Genomic DNA, 17,046 nt, shown 5'->3' with positions numbered 1-17,046 from the left:
TCTACATCACCTGACCTTCATGATTGCGCAAGCCGTTATAGGATTTCACTGTATCTAACAGATCGCTGTACATCTCTCGCGTATCTTGATGCTTCGCACGTTTGGCAAACATCTCAGCACTTCCGACAAGTAGTAATAGCTCTCGGGCACGAGATAAGGCAACGTTTAAGCGGCGATAATCTCTTGCAAAGCCAACGTCTCCCCCTTTAGGCGTATTACGTACCATACTGACTAAAATGACGTCCATCTCCATACCTTGGAACTTATCGACTGTCCCTGTTCTAAATTGAAGATGTGGCAGCTGTAATTCCTGCTGCAGAAGGCGATTAATTTTCTTAACCTGCTCCCCGTAGAAGCTAATAACTCCAACGCTTTTTTGTGCATCCTGTGGCATACGACCCGCTTCTTTTGCTGCGATAACAGCCTCGTTTAAGTCTATTAGAATACGTCGAATTGTTTGTAATTCACCCTCATTAAATCGACTTGTTCCTCCCTTTACCTGCTCCTCTAGATAAGGTTTTTCGGTAGGAATGTCAATCCACATTAAATGATCTTCACGGCTCACAAATTGCCCCTCTAAGCAATGGTCTCGTGCTGCATCGGAATCTGGTAAACCACATTGCAGACCATTTTCCTCTTTTGCGTAAAATGGTGTAATACTATGCATAATTTTTTCATGCATACGGTATTGCAATGCCAGCATTTGCTTATGTGTTTGCGGCAAATTATTAAATAAGCGTTCAAATAGTGATTCACGCAGTAAATTTTTTAATTCCTGTGCGCCATCAAAGTTCGGATTTTCATCTAACATCGCCTTTAACGTTTCCTCTAACGTATCATCTCCAAGTAACGGAGGTAGCTGATGATGATCGCCCACTAAAATAACTTTTTTCCCCTTAAGCATCGGTAATAATAGCTCTGGCGGTGTTGCTTTAGATACTTCATCGATAATAACAACATCAAATGTCGGGTAGTTTTCCATAAATTCCTTACTTGCTGAAGCAACACATGTTGTACCGATAACATTAGCGTGACGCACATATAATTTACGAATTTCATCTAAATCATATTCCGTAGCGTTTTGCAGCTTGTCACGCCATTGCTCTTGTAATTTTTTTCGAAGAGGTAGCTGCTGTTCCTTGCGCTGTAATTCCTCAATCGCTGTTTTGGAGGAGGTAATCGCCTCCTCTACTTCCTCGAAAGTACGCTCTGGTGTTGATTGTAGGAGACTTGTACAAGCTGTGAGCTGCTTCTCCTTCTTCAATCCAGTTATATTAATTTCTTTAATATTTTCTTCTAATTGTGTTAACTGTTGTTCAATCTCTTGTAAGCTAGTTTGCACTGTTTGAAGGGCCGCTTTCTTTGGTAGAAGCTGTGTATGAGCCTGTTCAACTGCTTCAAGTTGTTGATGTGCAGTTTGAAGCGAAGATTTTGATTGCGATACAAGCATTTTTAAATGTTCTACAGATTCCTCTGGCTCAGCATCGATTTGGAATGTCTCAGCTAGCTGCTGAAGTCGTTCTGTATGCTGTAAAAATGGTTGTAATTGTCGCTGTATGCTTTGGACGTCGAAGCTCGTAATTGCACATTCTTGATGTATTAATCCACCAACATTTTTACGTAAGGACTCAAATTCCTGATCTTTATGATCTTGTTGTTGTTTGAGAGCTACCCCTTTTTGCCAAACAAAATCACGACGCATATATAGTCCAAGTAAGAAACTCTCAATTTGTTCGGCAGATGGGGTTTGATCATTCTCAAAGGCTTTATTAAGCTGCGCAAAAACACCTGTGAGATTTTGCAATGAAAACGATTGAACTTGCTGTAATCTACTTTTAGCAAGGGCACGTTCTTTTTCTTCATCTACTACCAATGCTTCAAGCTTTGCGATTGCCTTTTGTAGACGTGAATTAATGGTTGCCCATGCATCTAAATCTTTGGCATCCTCTAAATGCTGTAAACGACTAATTTGCTGTGACAGCACATAGGATGGACGAATGTGATAGTGCTGTAAAAATCGTTGAATTCGCTCATAGGATGTTAAATTACCGATATATTTTTCCGCTTCCTTCATTAATCGAAGACGGTTACTTTCCTCTTCATATTTCAATTGAATATCTTTGAACTGCAGTGTCAGATGTTGCTTTTGCTCTTGCAGCTCCTTATATTGAGCAGCCGCTTCCAATTGCTCCACCTTTCGGGAAGTTTCCTCTATAGTAAGCTTTAGTTGCTCTATTGATGGGTTTTCGGCAATGGTCTGCTCCATTGTCTTTACAGCAGGCTCGATTTGCGCCAGTTGTTTTTCGTAATGCTCTTTTTGCGCCTCGCACTCCTGCTGCTCAGCTTTTGCAGTCTTTAATTCTTTTTTTAACGCTTGTATTTCCTGCTGTAAAATAGGCTCGTCTATTGCAGCCTGTTCTTTTGCGGCTATTTCTTTTGTTAATTCCTCAAGCCATGCCTCAAGCTTTTCTAGCTCTTCCTCAGCCTTGATCATACTTGATTTCAGTTCTTGCTCACGTTCCGTAAAGGCCGTGATTTCCTCTTCAATCGCTATGAGAGTTTGCTCACGCCAATGAAGCGCAACATTTTCTTCTATAAATTTTTTACCCTCTTCTTCAATGCTTTCCGTTCTACCATAGCGTAAAATTCGAATTTCTTGATTGGAGAGAAGTCGTCCTAATGCATTATCGACGGCTAGATTTGATTGAGAAGCTACAAGTGTTTTTAAGCCAGCCTTGACATTTTGCTGACAAATTTCAGAAATAACAGTTGTCTTCCCTGTGCCAGGAGGTCCTTGAATTACATACAAATCTTCAACAGACAATGCGCCTAAAACAGCTCGTCGCTGATATTCATTTAAATTATTGTGAAAAACTATATCCTCTCGGAGCTTTGCTGTTCGGACAGTTGGACGTTTTTCAAAAAGTATTGTCTCTAAATTAGGGTTAACTGCCTCACCCTTTTCTAGCTTTGTAAAGCCATTGCGTAATCGTCTAATTTGACTCAATGTCGCAAAATTACTAAAGCTCGCTTGCTTAGAGCGAAGGTTAAGCTGATCTTTACGTGCTAAACTCTGCACAAAAGGCTTCAAGTCAATTTCTACTGTCTGCTTCCCAGCATTAGCCTTTAATACTTGTCCAATTTCACCGCGTACCCCTTGAATGCTCACACTTAGACCTTCAAGTTTCTTCCATTCCTTCGACTTTATATAAGGGCAGACAATAGTAAGCCGAGTAAAATCTTCATTAAAATAGCTTTGCTTGAATTCTGTATGAATATCATCAATGGTCGCATCACGTTCTTGAATTTTTAAATAGCCTTCCCAGCTCCCGATACGCTTTTTCACATATTCTGTGCGCTCCTCGGCTATTGGCAACTCTCTAATTTTTGTATGAAGTTCAAGCGGAATCCCTGCTCCATTATTAGGTTTTGTGACAAATTGTAACGCTGCTGGTAGGCGGCGGTTTGTATTAATCGGTCCTCGCATATGTACAAAACGAAGATTTGTAGCTAGCAATCCTTCAACCTTTAGCACGCAATCCATAATGGCTGTTTTCTCTGCAAGGACGTCGGTTAACTTGTCATTTTGTTCGGCATTAAAATAAATCGATAAAAACGTTTCACCAAGTGTTTTTGCCTTGCGTTTTTCGATGTAAACAGTGAGAGTTTTTTGTAACGCAAAAAAGGCATGCTCATTTGCTGAGCATTCCTCTACCGCTTCCTTCGCTTTATTTGTCAAAATCAGATTACAGCGTTGTTTTTCTAGTAAAGCTATGTCCTGCATGAGCAGCCCTCCCTTCCGATTCACTAAAGTTCAATTTTATCACATCGTAAAAGGATACATCAATTATGCCTCGGCATAAATGCGTCCAGAGGCTTTGAACCAACGTGATGTTGGTCACTCAGTCGTTGCCACAGGACGTGGCGTTCTTAGACTGAGTTCCTCTATTTCAGCGGGTGTTTGGACATCCGCTAGAAGTTAAAAAGAAAGATCCCCTGCACAGTGATTTCCTTCCACTGTACAAGGGATCAAAATTTTTCTTAATGTTGATCAATCGTTTCTTTTGGCAATGTTTTGCTCATTTCACAATACTGTACAAAAACACGAGCCAATTCACGTAAACGATTATGCACATCTTCGTCTACAATATTATTATCTGCATCAAAATGAGATGTATGCGTGTATACATAGTTCGGCGTTACAAGTGCACGGAAGTAGTCTAAAATTGGTTTCAACTGATTTTCTACTACTAAATGGTGCTGGTATGTGCCACCATTGGCCACGATAGATACTGGCTTATAGCGCATTGTTTTCGGATGTAAGAAATCAAATGCATTTTTCAAAACACCTGGGATCGATGCTTGGAAAATCGGTGTTGCGATAATATACGCATCCGCTTCCTCAAATTTTTGAATCATTTCCTTCATATCATCGTTTAACGGTGAACCGTCTACAATTTGATGCTTATATTGACTAAAATGCATAATTTCCAACTCGAAACTAGCATCTAATTCTTTAACATATTGCTCTACTTGCTCTAAAATAGCACCAGTTTTACGACCAAACATTGTGCCATCAACGAGTAAAATTTTCATTTTCATTTTGCCTCCACATTCATCTTCTACAATAATATTGTAACAAATGAAAAGAGGCACGAAAAGAATGGGAGTGATCAAAAGCGTAAATTCAGTCTTTAGGCGGAACGTAGTCTACATAAGAAATATCACTACAGATTGTGGACTTGGTATGTCGATTACTTGTTACTTTCTTTATTATTTGGCTCATCTCCATAGAGTGGGGTTGATTTCCATTCCGACTGGGGGCTTTGTCGCTGCCGCTTCGCTTTCGCACAGAGCAAAGATTCCTGGGGGCGTCCAGCTTCGCTTCGCAGCAGGGTCTCCACTGTGATGCTAATCCCCAAGGAGTCTCCCAGTCGTAACGAAGATCAACTTATATACATGGAATATGTTATAACAAATATATTCCCCAACTTTGGTGATGAACCTTATTTATCCTCACGATGATGAAAATTTACTTCCTTATCTACGACAGTTTCCTCTATTTTATACTTATCACGATTAATAACGACTTCTCTATTTACTTTATGTCCTTCATCGCTATAGCCCGATATTTTGTGCTTATCCCAATTAAATAATTTTTCCCTTGAAACATCCTTATTCTTCACTTCAGGGAAATCTAACTTAGCCAGTTCCTGAGATGGATAAATGGTAACTGGTTGTTTATTACCGTTCAGTGCAATAACAATCATCGCTTTCGCAACCTGTGAGGCTTCTATAGACCTCGAACGCTTTAATGGTCCAACTAATAGCGGCTTTGCCAGTTTTAAAACTTTCTCTCCCGCCTTTTCACCTAAGCGAAATTCCTCCCTCTCCCCAACTAATAAAGATGGCCGAATAATAGAAAGTCTCTGTAAACCTAGCTCCGTAAGATCATGTTCAAGCTTTCCTTTTACTCGATTATAGTAAAATGGAGAATTTTCATTTGCCCCCATTGCTGTGATAACCAGCATATGTGGGATTCCTCGTTTTTTTGCTAACGAAGCTATAGTTAGCGGATATTCAAAATCAACTTTCTCAAATTCCTCGCGTGATCCAGCTTTTTTAATCGTTGTTCCTAAACAACAATAGAGCTCATGTGCAAATTCGATATCTTTTTCTTCTAAAGTATCGAAATTACGAATTTTCACTTCTAGCTTTGGATCCGTAAATGCTAGCTCTCTTCGTGCAATTACCGTAACTGAAATATATTCATCATTTTCACATAATTGTTTGACAAGAGAGGTACCTGTTAATCCAGTAGCCCCTACAACAATCGCTGCTCGCATTCCCATTGGTTGTACCCCTTTCTAAGCTCGGTTCGTTCCAGAAGTCGCACCGCTGGAAGAACATCGCATTTTATTTTTGGTGATGAACTAAAACAATCGTATGTATATTCCCGATAGCTCTACTTTATTTATCGGACAATGAAGGAACTCTTATTAGGAGTTTCAAAAAACTATTTAGAGGTGGCTACCTATTTAAAGAGCCTACCTTTTACATTATGTCATAATTTAATAATCCTAATTTTTTACACATACTTGACCATTATTCACCATAGTTTAAATAGACAGATGAAAGGATGGGATACATTTGCAAAACGAAACTCAAGCAACTGAACCGAAAAAAACGATTGTTTTCATTATTGAAAGCTGTATTGATAAAGGGCTGTATCCTTTTGAACGGGTTGCAACGCTGGCAAAGCTACTTGAAAATGAAAATGTTTTCATATTTGTAAAGACCCCTTCAAATGATGGGATTCAAATTTTAATGAATGAAAATCTCTCGCCAATCTTATTTGAACATTTCGATGAATTACCGAAGCATATGAAAAATATTCAGCCTGATTTAATTGCAAGAGATGGTCGTAACTCTGAAAGCTGGCAAGTACAAAATTTACGACCGTTCTGCAAAACAATCATTCATTTTGATGATTTTGGTGAGGGTGGTCAAGCCTGTGACTGTGTTTTGCTAGCACTCTATCAAGAAGTTAAAGATTATTTACCATCTCATTATATTGGTGGTAGTTTCAACTTTGCATTACCGAAAGCTTACCAAAACTTTAATGATAGACCCGTCAATAAAACACCTGAAAATCCGCCTCATATAGTTGTTGCCTTTGAGGATGGGGACGAGCATAACCTAACCTACCGTACTCTTCGACACTTAACGCAGCTACAAATTCCACTACAAATTACAGTGATGATTGATGATAGCTATCGACATGCGACCGATGACTTGCAAATGATGGTGCTCAGTCGTCGTAACACTGCCATTCTTCGAGATAAAAACGCACTCCTAAAACTATTACCAAAAGCGGATGTTATTATTTGTAATGCAAATTATACACCTTATAAAATCGCCTCTTATGGTGTGCCTTGTATTACACTTGCCCAAACAGAGGCTGAACTATTACACGCCTTTCCTCGTGAACAGAATGGCTTTATTCACCTTGGGCTTGGGCGCAAAATGAAACAATCGCAAATTCAAAATGCTGTTATGGAGTTTCTGTTACACGAGGCTCGTAGTGAACGAGCTGTAAAAAAACAACGTCAACTCAATCTTACAAGTAACAATGAAGCACTACAGTCAATGCTTTTAGATTTCGCTTATGATCGACATAATATCGCTTCTACTTAGTGATTCTTTGAAGGTGAATATGATACAATATAGTAGAATTTTCACCCATACGTGGAGTATCGAAAAATTCAAACCAAATAAGTACCCGATTGATTTTAACTAATAAGCGGTGGGGGATAAAACAAACCTCCATCGCTTTTACACGCTTTCGTTATACAAATTTACACATAAAGGAGCAATCATCGTGCCATTAAAAAGTGATATTGAATATCAAATTAAAGAGCTAAAAATGGATTATATGAATTTACAAGGCGACATCGAAAAACTTGAATCTACAGGTCATAATGATCAAGTGGCAAAAGCAGAGCAACGCCTTGCGAATATGGAAGCAACGCTAGCGGAGTTAAATAAACAATTAGCAGAACTTTAATAATGAAAAGCTTATTGAAATAAAAACACTCTGTAGGAAGATAGCTATTATTTCACATAATTGTATTGATTGAATTTGGAGGAACATATATGGCAATATTAACAGTTGAAAATTTAGGTCATTCATTCGGTGACCGCACACTTTTTAAAGATGTATCCTTTCGTTTAGTTGAAGGTGATCATATTGGTCTTGTTGGTGCAAATGGTGTTGGTAAATCCACATTAATGGGCATCATTACGGGGCAAACAATCCACGATACTGGGAAGGTTGAATGGCTTCCTGGAACGCATTACGGCTATTTAGATCAGCATACAGCATTGACAGCTGGTCGTACGATGCGTGATGCATTACGTGATGCCTTTCTTCCTTTATATAAAAAAGAAGAAGAGCTCAATGAAATTACAGGGAAAATGGCTGAAGCAACACCTGAAGAATTAGAGGTTTTACTAGAGCAAATGGCTGAGGTGCAAGATGCTCTGGATGCAGGAGATTTCTATACTCTCGATATGAAAATTGAAGAGGTTGCACGCGGTCTTGGGCTCGATGCAATCGGCTTAGAACGTGATGTTGCTGCCCTTTCTGGTGGTCAACGTACAAAGGTTTTATTAGCAAAGCTATTACTTGAAAAACCAAAAGTATTATTACTTGATGAGCCGACAAACTATCTGGATGAAGAGCATATTACATGGTTGAAAAACTATTTAAAGAACTATCCACACGCGTTCTTATTAATTTCGCATGATACGGAGTTTATGAATGAAACCGTGGATGTTATCTTCCAACTAGAATTTTCAAAATTAACTCGCTATACAGCGACATATGAAAAGTTTTTAGAGCTTGCTGAAATCAATAAACGTCAGCATATCGATGCTTACGAAAAACAACAGGAGTTCATTAAAAAACAAGAGGATTTCATCGCGAAAAATAAAGCTCGCTACTCAACTACTGGTCGTGCAAAATCTCGTGCCAAGCAGCTTGACCGTTTAGAGCGTATCGATCGTCCTGAAACAGCTGTAAAGCCTGAATTCGGCTTTAAAGAAGCACGCTCTTCAGGTCGTTATGTAGTGGAGGCTGAAAACTTAGTCATTGGATATGATAAGGACAAGCCGTTACTTCCCCCACTTACCTTTGAAATTGAACGCGGGGAAAAAATTGCTCTAGTCGGTATGAACGGTGTCGGTAAATCAACATTATTAAAAACGATGCTAGGCAAAATAAACCCACTGGACGGAAAAGTTTTTCGTGGTGACTATCTTTACCCATCTTACTTCGAACAAGAAGTAAAGGCAGACAAAATTACACCAATCGATGATGTATGGAATGCCTTCCCTTCTATGGAGCAAGCACAAGTACGCGCAGCATTAGCACGTGCGGGACTAAAAACGGACCATATTACTCGCCCACTGAATTCTTTATCCGGTGGTGAACAAGCAAAGGTACGTTTATGTAAATTAATGATGGAAGAAGCAAACTGGCTAGTATTTGACGAACCGACAAACCACTTGGATGTCGATGCAAAAGAAGAGCTAAAGCGTGCCATGAAAGAATTTAAAGGCACAATCGTACTAGTAAGCCATGAACCTGATTTCTATGAAGGTTTAGCAACAAAAGTTTGGAATGTCCAAGACTGGTTTACTTCAGGACAACAAAGCTAGAAATATTTTAATGTGGGCAGCTACCAATGTGATTCTTGGATCACTCGGGGCTGCCCTCTTTTTAGTGGCTGGAAATTGAGCGTGAGGAACATTAATTTAAGGGGTTCGCGGGGCATGAGTGGTTTTTTTGCGGGACCTGAACGGTTCTCTGGCTTACCCGAGCGCTTTTCGCGGGACCTGAGCGGTTTTATGGCTTACCCGAGCTGTTTTCGCGGGACCTGAGCGGTTCTCTGGCTTACCCGAGCTGTTTTCGCGGGACCTGAGCGATTCTTGGGCATACCCGAGCGATTTTCACTTGGGCCTGAGCGGTTTCACACCTTACCCGAGCGTTTTTCACTTGGGCCTGAGCGGTTTCTCGACTTACCCGAGCGGTTTTCACTCGGACCTGAGCAATTCTCCAACCCACTCAAGCTTCTGGAAAACGCTCTTCTCCTTGACCTCAAATAAAATTTTTTTTATCTACGCATAAAAATCTGCATTTAATCATAATAATAATCAGTGGATTAACAACTATATCTACTGCTATTAAAACAAACTATTTCTCTCATATTAGGAAAGCTCTCATATTCTTTAAGCATCTATTATTAACATTGAGTAAACTTACATCATTGTAAGCTGAATTTACGAAACTTTTTGCTTCTTTGTGCGTATATTTTAGTATAGAAAAAAATATCATTTCGATTTGAAAAATTTTAAAATTACCTCTTGATTTATATATATCTTACCAGTAAGATATACGTATAACCTATTTGACTTACTAATAAGATATTTGTAAAATATAATCCTAAAAAAGAAAGCGGGGAATGAAGAATGACAGTTATAATTTATTCACAAGCGAGCTGTTCTTCATCCAGAAAAGCATTAAAATGGTTAAAAGATCACAACATCGGATATAAAGAAAAACGTATTACTTCACACCCACTTACACTTGCAGAATTTAAAGAAATTTTAAGCATGACAGAAGATGGAACAGATGAAATTATTGCGACAAACTCAAACGATTTTAAAAATCTAAATGTTGATATTGATCAGCTTTCTATTCAAGAGTTGTTTGCAATAATCCAAGCTCATCCTAGAATGTTACGCAGCCCTATCTTAATTGATGAAAAACGTATTCAAGTTGGGTACAACGAGATGGACATCCGCCGTTTTATTCCACGTAAAGTTCGTGCTTTTGAATTAGATGCTATGACAAGATTGGCACAAGAAAGTTAAAACAATTTTGGAGATGACCTTATATGGATCAAGAAAAACGAATAACCCTTACCTCATTGTTTGAAGTAGTTTCCTCTATTGAGCGTAAGTGGGCAAACGAGTGGAATAATCAAAATGTACTCGGCTTTTCAAAATCCCATATTTTAATTTTAGACTACTTATCGCAGGAGGGACCAAAGCGCCCTTCTGCCATTGCTGATCGGTTAAAGGTGACAACAGGTGGTGTCACTGTTTTAACGAGTAAGCTCATTAATGCTGGCTTTATTGAAAAAACACAACATGCCACAGATCGACGAGCATTTCAATTGATCATTACACCTGATGGCGAAGACATTTTGGAAAAATCTCGTCAACAAGTTAGCGAAATTCTCAACAATATGTTTGGTATGCTCTCAGCTGAGGAAATACAAACATTACGTGATATTTTTGCAAAATTACTCAACAATGAATCTACTCGGTAAAAGTAAAAACTCCATTTTACACCTTTAAAAGTTAGACATACATCTAACTTTTAAAGGTGCTTTTCATTTGGCCGACTTCTCCCCACCCCGCTGTTTCTAGACGCTTAGTTTTAAACCGGCTTTGGTGCTTTCACTTCTTCCGGAATACCACATTCATACTGTTTCCCAGCTCTTAAATTCACAAATTCTTCTTTCGCTTTTTGAATAACAGCAGGCTTTAGTAAGGAATCAAGCGCAGCTCCTGCCATCACTTTTGCCGCATAATGCATCCCCTTCATGCCAAGCGAAGATCCAAAGGCAGCAGTTGCTTGCCAAGTATGCACTTGGACCCCAAATGGAGCACAAGTTGTAAATACCTGACCAAGGGGCACAATCCACGAAACGTCCCCTAAATCACTTGAACCTTGCATAGATTGGCGAAAAGATTGTGGAATATGAAGTACCTGCTCCACCAATACTTCCTTACTTATTTCATTTGGTACAAAAGATTGTTGGGTAGCACCTGCAAGAACAGAAGGATCTAATGAAGCCTGTAACGACTTTGCAAAAGCAAGCTCATCCTCTGTAAAGGATAATGGCGGTAGTTCGTTCCACTGTGCCAACATTTGCTCATTTAATGTGAGATTCGGTAAAGTATCGTAACACCCTGCCTTAATCCCCCAATGCACTTCTGTTTCTGTCATCATCGCTGCCCCTTTTGCCACTTTAATCAGTCTGCGTTCTAAATCTTTGACAGCGTCACGGTTTGCTCCTCGTAGGAAATAATAGACACTTGCTCTATCTGGAACAATATTCGGTGCTAAGCCGCCATTTGTAATTTGATAATGAATTCGAGATCCGTCTGGCACATGCTCTCGTAAATAATTGGCTCCGACATTCGTCAATTCAACAGCGTCAAGGGCACTTCTCCCTAGATGTGGCGCACCAGCAGCATGTGCTGTCCGACCTGAAAAACAAAATTCAATGGCAGCGAGCGCTTGCATAGAGAAGTTCGCTGTCATGTTAAACGTCCATGGATGCCACGTATAAACTACATCTAAATCATCAAAAACACCGGCGCGTGCCATATACGATTTTCCAGATAACAATTCCTCTGCTGGACACCCATAATAACGAATCGTACCTTGCAAATTGTTAAGCGTCATCACTTCTTTTAAGGCAACTACCGCTTCAACTCCAGCCGTTCCTAATAAATTGTGACCACAGCCATGCCCTGGAGCCCCCTCCTCCACAGGCGAATATAATGAACTGACTTGCTGTGATAAACCTGGAAGCGCGTCAAACTCTCCTAAAAACCCAATAATTGGACTACCAGATCCCCACTGTGCATAAAAGGCCGTTTGTACATCGCCAATCGGAGTAACGATATCAAAACCTTCTTTTTTCAGAAAATCTTGTTGTAGTGAGGACGCAAATGTTTCTTCATACCCCAGCTGAGGATTGTCCCAAATTTGCTTTGCCATCTGACTGAAAGTGTCTTCATGTAGTTGCATCCACTCAAATAATTGCTGTTTCATAGTTCGTATCCCTCCACAGATTTTATATTTGTTTGTCGCTGATGATTAACTGGTAAAGTAACAGCGATCACAGCAGCGATTACACACATAATGGCTAAAAATATAAATGATGTTTTAAAAGAACCACCTGATACATTAATTAAGTAGCCCATAATTGTTGGTGAAATAATCCCGGCCGCTTGACCACCAAAATTTACTACGCCAAAAGCTGTCCCAACATTTTGTTGATTGACAACACGGTGTGGCGTTGTAAATATAAAAGAGGCCATAAAAGAGACAAATATAAAGGCGATTGATTGATACGTAATAGCAAGTGCTGCAGAAGCGGCTGTAGACATGAGAAATAAACAAACAGCTAGCACAACTGCTCCGAAAATCACACCATATTTTGAGCGCCCTCCTAGCTTTGAGATGATACGTCCACTTATAATCATTCCAATCATTCCAAACACTGCTGGTATAGCGGCGATGAATCCGACATTTTTTAAATCAAGACCATGCACTTTCATTAAATATGTTGGCATCCATGTATTTAATCCCCAGTTTGCAATATTAATAAAGAAGAAAATAAGAAGCACACGCATTAAATAAGTATTTTTCAATATTTCCCTAAAAGAGCCCTTCTCTTCTTTTTCCTCCCGCTCCTCTGATGTAAATGTTTGTACATTTTTAGTACTCCACAAAAGAGCGATTATAAAAATAAGTCCTAGACCAGAAATTAAGAAAAATACATTGCGCCAATCCATTACCAATAATAAAGGTGCACAAATAATAGGAGCGATAGCACCTCCTATCATATTGGATGACATCATCGTCGTTTGAGCATTTGTACGTTGTTCTTTATGAAAATAAATAGATATCGCTTTTGTACTTGCGGCAGGATATCCACCTTCCCCAATACCAAATAAAAATCGAATGAAGAGTAGTGAAGTGAGTGACCAAGCCAATCCCGTAAATGCAGTGAAAACGGACCAAAAAATAACGGCACCAACTAATAATTTAATCGTTCCGTACTTATCCGTTAGCCATCCACCAGGAATTTGCATCACAGCATAACCAAAGAAGAACGAACTTAAAACAAATCCTAGTTCAGTGGCTGTTAAGGCTAGGTCATTACCAATATTAATTAAAGCTAAGCTGATAGCAGTTCTGTCAATATATGAAACCATCCATCCGAAGAATAAAACGCCTAAAATTAAATTACTGCGTTTTTTTAGTTCAACATTCATAACTCCACCCCTTTCGTTAAATTATCTAAATATTAAGAAAAATAAAAGACGAAATCATTAGAATATCTTACAATGTTTTTAAACGTTCATTAGAATATATTCCGAAATTCAGAGAATGGAGTTGAAATAACGATGTCTCTAGGGGAACATGAAGAAATTGTATTGAATGATGACAATTGTAGTTTTTATATTTATAGCGCAACAAAGGAATGGTCTTTATTTTCTGGGTGGGCTTGTGATATAAACCCCGATCTTAAAGGAGTACATTGGGATAAACAACAGCAACGCTTTAGTGCAACGTTATACATACCAGAACCAAATGAGTATATGGTACAAGGTATCATCTTTGGGGACTTTACTGGCTATGATGAGCAATTTTTAGTTTGGCAGTTAGAAAAGACCTTTTATCAGAAAATCCTCATACAGCAGCGCGAGCAAAAATTAGCAATTATTGAGCTTATGGGCGTAATGAATTCAACTTTGAAAATAAAAACGCTGTTGCAGACCATCATGGATTTTGCCATTCTTGCTATTCCAGTAATTGATCGTGGATTTTTAATGCTATTCAAGCCTGAAATGAAACGTTTATATACAGTTGCTAGTGCAGGTGTGACAGAGCGCATCTTTGATTATGCTCCCCAATTAGGCGAGGGAATGGCAGGTTATACGTTCCAAACAGGTGTATCAGCCATTTACAACTATCAAGAAACATTAGAGATTATGAGCAACGTTACAAAATTCAATCTAGACGCATTAATGGAAGCCGTACATTTAGGAAGAATCGAGAATAATACATCGATGGCTGTTCCGATTACTTTTAATGAAAGAAAACTCGGTGTAATGATTGTCCATCAATATACAAATAAACGAGCTTTTCATCAAAGTGATTTAAGACTTCTAGAAAGCTTCGCATCGCAGGCGGCAGTTGCTATTAGAAATGCGGAGGCATATGAAGAAATAGAACGGTTAAATGCATATTTTGTAAAGCAACATGAAATTCATCAAATCTTTATTAAACTATCCTTGCAAAATGTACAAGAAACCAAAATCATTCAAACAATGAAAGAATTATTACAATTAGACATACAATATGTAAATTTAGCCGATCGTAAAACATTTTTACCGTTAGAAACAATGAACAAGCTAGCAACAATTCAAGAGGAACAATTAATAGATATAGGCTATGTTTTCCCCATCCGAAATGAAAGGGAAATTTTCGGTTACTTAATTATTCAGCAGTTGGAGAAATTGACGAGCCAACAACGTATGATTATCGAAAATGCAGCGATAAGCTTAACGTTAAAATCACTACAAAAACAAGCGACAGGACAAACGAATTTTAAAGAACGTTTTGAGCTTTTCCAACAGCTTATCTCTGGACGCGCCCCTCTCATCGATTCTCGTTATGATGAATTAGAACTCGATATTAAGAAACCAACATTCGTCGTAAAATTTAGGCTGAAACAATTTTCTCACAAAAATAGTATGCAATTCATTCAACATGTACAGCAATATTTTAAAGGGCAGCATTTTATATTTACACAGCGAGAAACGATCGTTTGGATTCTACAAGGAGATACAGCATTTCGTCACAAAATAAAACAACAATTAACGCAAGCTATTATTAGTTGGATTCAGTTTTATCATCAACAGGTGGCAATCGGCATAGGAGCTGTACAGAATCACTTATTAAATGTTGCTCAGAGTGCAGAAGAAAGTCACCAAGCACTCCGACAAGCTTTGCGCCAAGCAAAAAAAGAAGAAGCAGTAACCATTATTTGTTATGAAGAGCTAGGAATCAATCGATTGTTCAACAAGCAAAGCGAAGAAGAGCTTGGACAATTTGTTCATGATATATTAGCTCCGTTATACAAGCAAAAAGATGAAACTTTACTTAAAACACTTCGTTGTTACATTCATCAAAATCGTTCTATTTCAAAAACGGCTTCCACCTTACACATTCATCAAAATACGCTCTACCACCGACTCGAGAAAATTAAGGAATTATTAGATCGTGATTTACACAATCCAACACATTATTTAGAGATTCATTTAGCCCTGCATTTGAGTGAGTGAGTGAAGTTCGAGGTTCTACCGGGGATTTTGGTGGGTTATCAGCGATTTTGGCTCTTTTATCAGCGATTCGGGCATTTTATCAGCGATGTTCAGGGGTTTATCAGCGATTCCAGCATTTTATCAGCGATGTTCAGGGGTTTATCAGCGATTCTGGCATTTTATCAGCGATGTTCGGGGGGTTATCAGCGATTTCGGCCCTTTTATCAGCGATGTTCGGGAGTTTATCAGCGATTCCAGCATTTTATCAGCGATGTTCGGGGGTTTATCAGCGATTCTGGCATTTTATCAGCGATGTTCAGGGTTTATCAGCGATTCCGCCTCTTTTATCAGCGATGTTCGGGAGTTTATCAGCGATTTTGGCATTTTATCAGCGATGTTCGAAGGGTTACCAGCGTTTCTGGCTCTTTTACCGGCGATGTTCGAAGAGTTACCGGCGTTTCTGGCTCTTTTACCGGCGATGTTCGATGGGTTACCGGCGTTTCTGGCTCTTTTACCGGCGGCGGTGTTCTCTAGTTTACCGGCGTTAAAAAAAGATGCATCGCAAAGTAAATTTGCAGTGCATCTTTTATCGGATTGGCCGAACGAATACTTCCGTCTAAGTAATTATTTAGTGCGACCAATGCATGTTATCATGCTGGTAGCACAGACTCTACTATTGATACATCGGCCATAAGCATTTCTTTCAAACGTGCTTTTGCACGGAATAAACGAGATTTCACAGTACCAATTGAAACTTTCATAATTGAAGAGATTTCAGCAAGTGAATATTGGTCTATGTAGAAATACCATAATGTTTTACGATAAATCGCATCTAATTGACCCATTTTATCCTGCACTAATTTAGTAACAATATCTTTTTCAATTTTTTCTTCAGTCGAAATATCATTATTGGGAACCAAATCTAAAATAGGTACGTCTAATGTTTCAGGTTGGTTCATCATGTATTTACTACGTCGTACTTTTTTACGATAGCGATCTCTAAATGTATTCATTGTAATTGTTGTAAGCCAAGCTTTAATATGCTCCACCTCGGCAACGCTATCCTCATAGCGTACAACTTTTACCCATACTTCTTGCATCAAATCTTCAGCTTCTACATTATTGCGAGTAAGTTTTAAACATAAGTGGTATATATAGCGATTGTATTCCTCATATACGCCTTCTAATTTTTCATTCATTGTGTATTCCTCCGCTTCTTGTTCTTGCTTCTATACACATTCTCGCAAAATAATGTATTACACTCTATCGTATTGGCTTTCAATTACATTACAATCGTGTAAGCTTAAATGCTTTCACTTGTAATATTCGTAAAAATTGTTTTATTAC

At 38.8% G+C, this 17,046-nt stretch carries 14 protein-coding genes; 7 read left to right on the top strand and 7 right to left on the bottom strand.

Features of this window, described 5'->3' with window-relative positions; genetic code table 11:
• Position 1: 1 nt before the first annotated feature.
• From QUF91_RS02980 to QUF91_RS02965, 4 genes are all read right to left on the bottom strand, one after another.
• Positions 2 to 3,784, bottom strand: coding sequence for a DEAD/DEAH box helicase (locus QUF91_RS02980; protein ID WP_289416804.1), 3,783 nt, complete (start codon positions 3,782 to 3,784; stop codon positions 2 to 4).
• A gap of 257 nt (positions 3,785 to 4,041) precedes the next feature.
• Complete coding sequence (locus QUF91_RS02975) at positions 4,042 to 4,596, bottom strand: NADPH-dependent FMN reductase (RefSeq protein WP_285397484.1); 555 nt, start codon at positions 4,594 to 4,596, stop codon at positions 4,042 to 4,044.
• Between the two features lie 158 nt (positions 4,597 to 4,754).
• Entirely contained in the window at positions 4,755 to 4,922 is a 168-nt protein-coding gene (locus tag QUF91_RS02970) for a hypothetical protein (RefSeq protein WP_285397485.1), read from the bottom strand.
• An 84-nt stretch (positions 4,923 to 5,006) separates the two neighbouring features.
• Positions 5,007 to 5,852: an oxidoreductase gene (locus QUF91_RS02965; protein WP_285397486.1), complete on the bottom strand. Its 846-nt coding sequence runs from the start codon at positions 5,850 to 5,852 to the stop codon at positions 5,007 to 5,009.
• Positions 5,853 to 6,150: 298 nt separating this feature from the next.
• On the opposite strand from QUF91_RS02965, the gene QUF91_RS02960 reads away from it, so the two are divergent.
• The 5 genes from QUF91_RS02960 to QUF91_RS02940 all read left to right on the top strand — a co-directional run bounded on the left by QUF91_RS02960 (position 6,151) and on the right by QUF91_RS02940 (position 10,898).
• Positions 6,151 to 7,197: a PseG/SpsG family protein gene (locus tag QUF91_RS02960; RefSeq protein ID WP_285397487.1), complete on the top strand. Its 1,047-nt coding sequence runs from the start codon at positions 6,151 to 6,153 to the stop codon at positions 7,195 to 7,197.
• A gap of 184 nt (positions 7,198 to 7,381) precedes the next feature.
• Positions 7,382 to 7,567, top strand: a complete 186-nt coding sequence (locus QUF91_RS02955; RefSeq protein ID WP_289416803.1) for an SE1832 family protein — start codon at positions 7,382 to 7,384, stop codon at positions 7,565 to 7,567.
• Between the two features lie 89 nt (positions 7,568 to 7,656).
• Positions 7,657 to 9,222, top strand: a complete 1,566-nt coding sequence (locus QUF91_RS02950) for an ABC-F family ATP-binding cassette domain-containing protein (RefSeq protein ID WP_289416802.1) — start codon at positions 7,657 to 7,659, stop codon at positions 9,220 to 9,222.
• A gap of 810 nt (positions 9,223 to 10,032) precedes the next feature.
• A complete protein-coding gene (spx, locus tag QUF91_RS02945; RefSeq protein ID WP_285397490.1) occupies positions 10,033 to 10,437 on the top strand; it encodes a transcriptional regulator Spx in 405 nt (134 codons plus the stop codon).
• Positions 10,438 to 10,460: 23 nt separating this feature from the next.
• The gene (locus QUF91_RS02940) at positions 10,461 to 10,898 is read left to right on the top strand and encodes a MarR family winged helix-turn-helix transcriptional regulator (RefSeq protein WP_285397491.1); all 438 of its coding nucleotides are present in this window, start codon (positions 10,461 to 10,463) and stop codon (positions 10,896 to 10,898) included.
• Positions 10,899 to 11,008: 110 nt separating this feature from the next.
• Here QUF91_RS02940 and QUF91_RS02935 read toward each other — a convergent pair whose 3' ends face one another.
• Both QUF91_RS02935 and QUF91_RS02930 read right to left on the bottom strand, forming a co-directional pair.
• Complete coding sequence (locus tag QUF91_RS02935) at positions 11,009 to 12,415, bottom strand: amidohydrolase (RefSeq protein ID WP_289416801.1); 1,407 nt, start codon at positions 12,413 to 12,415, stop codon at positions 11,009 to 11,011.
• Positions 12,412 to 13,644: an MFS transporter gene (locus QUF91_RS02930; RefSeq protein WP_289416800.1), complete on the bottom strand. Its 1,233-nt coding sequence runs from the start codon at positions 13,642 to 13,644 to the stop codon at positions 12,412 to 12,414. The genes QUF91_RS02935 and QUF91_RS02930 overlap by 4 nt, the downstream gene beginning before the upstream one ends.
• Before the next feature lie 132 nt (positions 13,645 to 13,776).
• Here QUF91_RS02930 and QUF91_RS02925 point away from each other — a divergent pair, with 132 nt between their 5' ends.
• A complete protein-coding gene (locus QUF91_RS02925; protein ID WP_289416799.1) occupies positions 13,777 to 15,720 on the top strand; it encodes a helix-turn-helix domain-containing protein in 1,944 nt (647 codons plus the stop codon).
• 85 nt (positions 15,721 to 15,805) lie between these two features.
• Positions 15,806 to 16,393: a hypothetical protein gene (locus QUF91_RS02920; protein ID WP_289416798.1), complete on the top strand. Its 588-nt coding sequence runs from the start codon at positions 15,806 to 15,808 to the stop codon at positions 16,391 to 16,393.
• On the opposite strand, the gene QUF91_RS02915 is transcribed toward QUF91_RS02920, so the two are convergent.
• Positions 16,350 to 16,898, bottom strand: coding sequence for an RNA polymerase sigma factor (locus QUF91_RS02915; protein WP_285397497.1), 549 nt, complete (start codon positions 16,896 to 16,898; stop codon positions 16,350 to 16,352). The two genes, QUF91_RS02920 and QUF91_RS02915, sit on opposite strands and share 44 nt — an antisense overlap.
• Positions 16,899 to 17,046: the final 148 nt, after the last annotated feature.

This window comes from Lysinibacillus sp. G4S2 (assembly GCF_030348505.1).
Lineage (GTDB): Bacteria > Bacillota > Bacilli > Bacillales_A > Planococcaceae > Lysinibacillus.
This window is presented reverse-complemented; position numbering and strand designations above follow the sequence as displayed.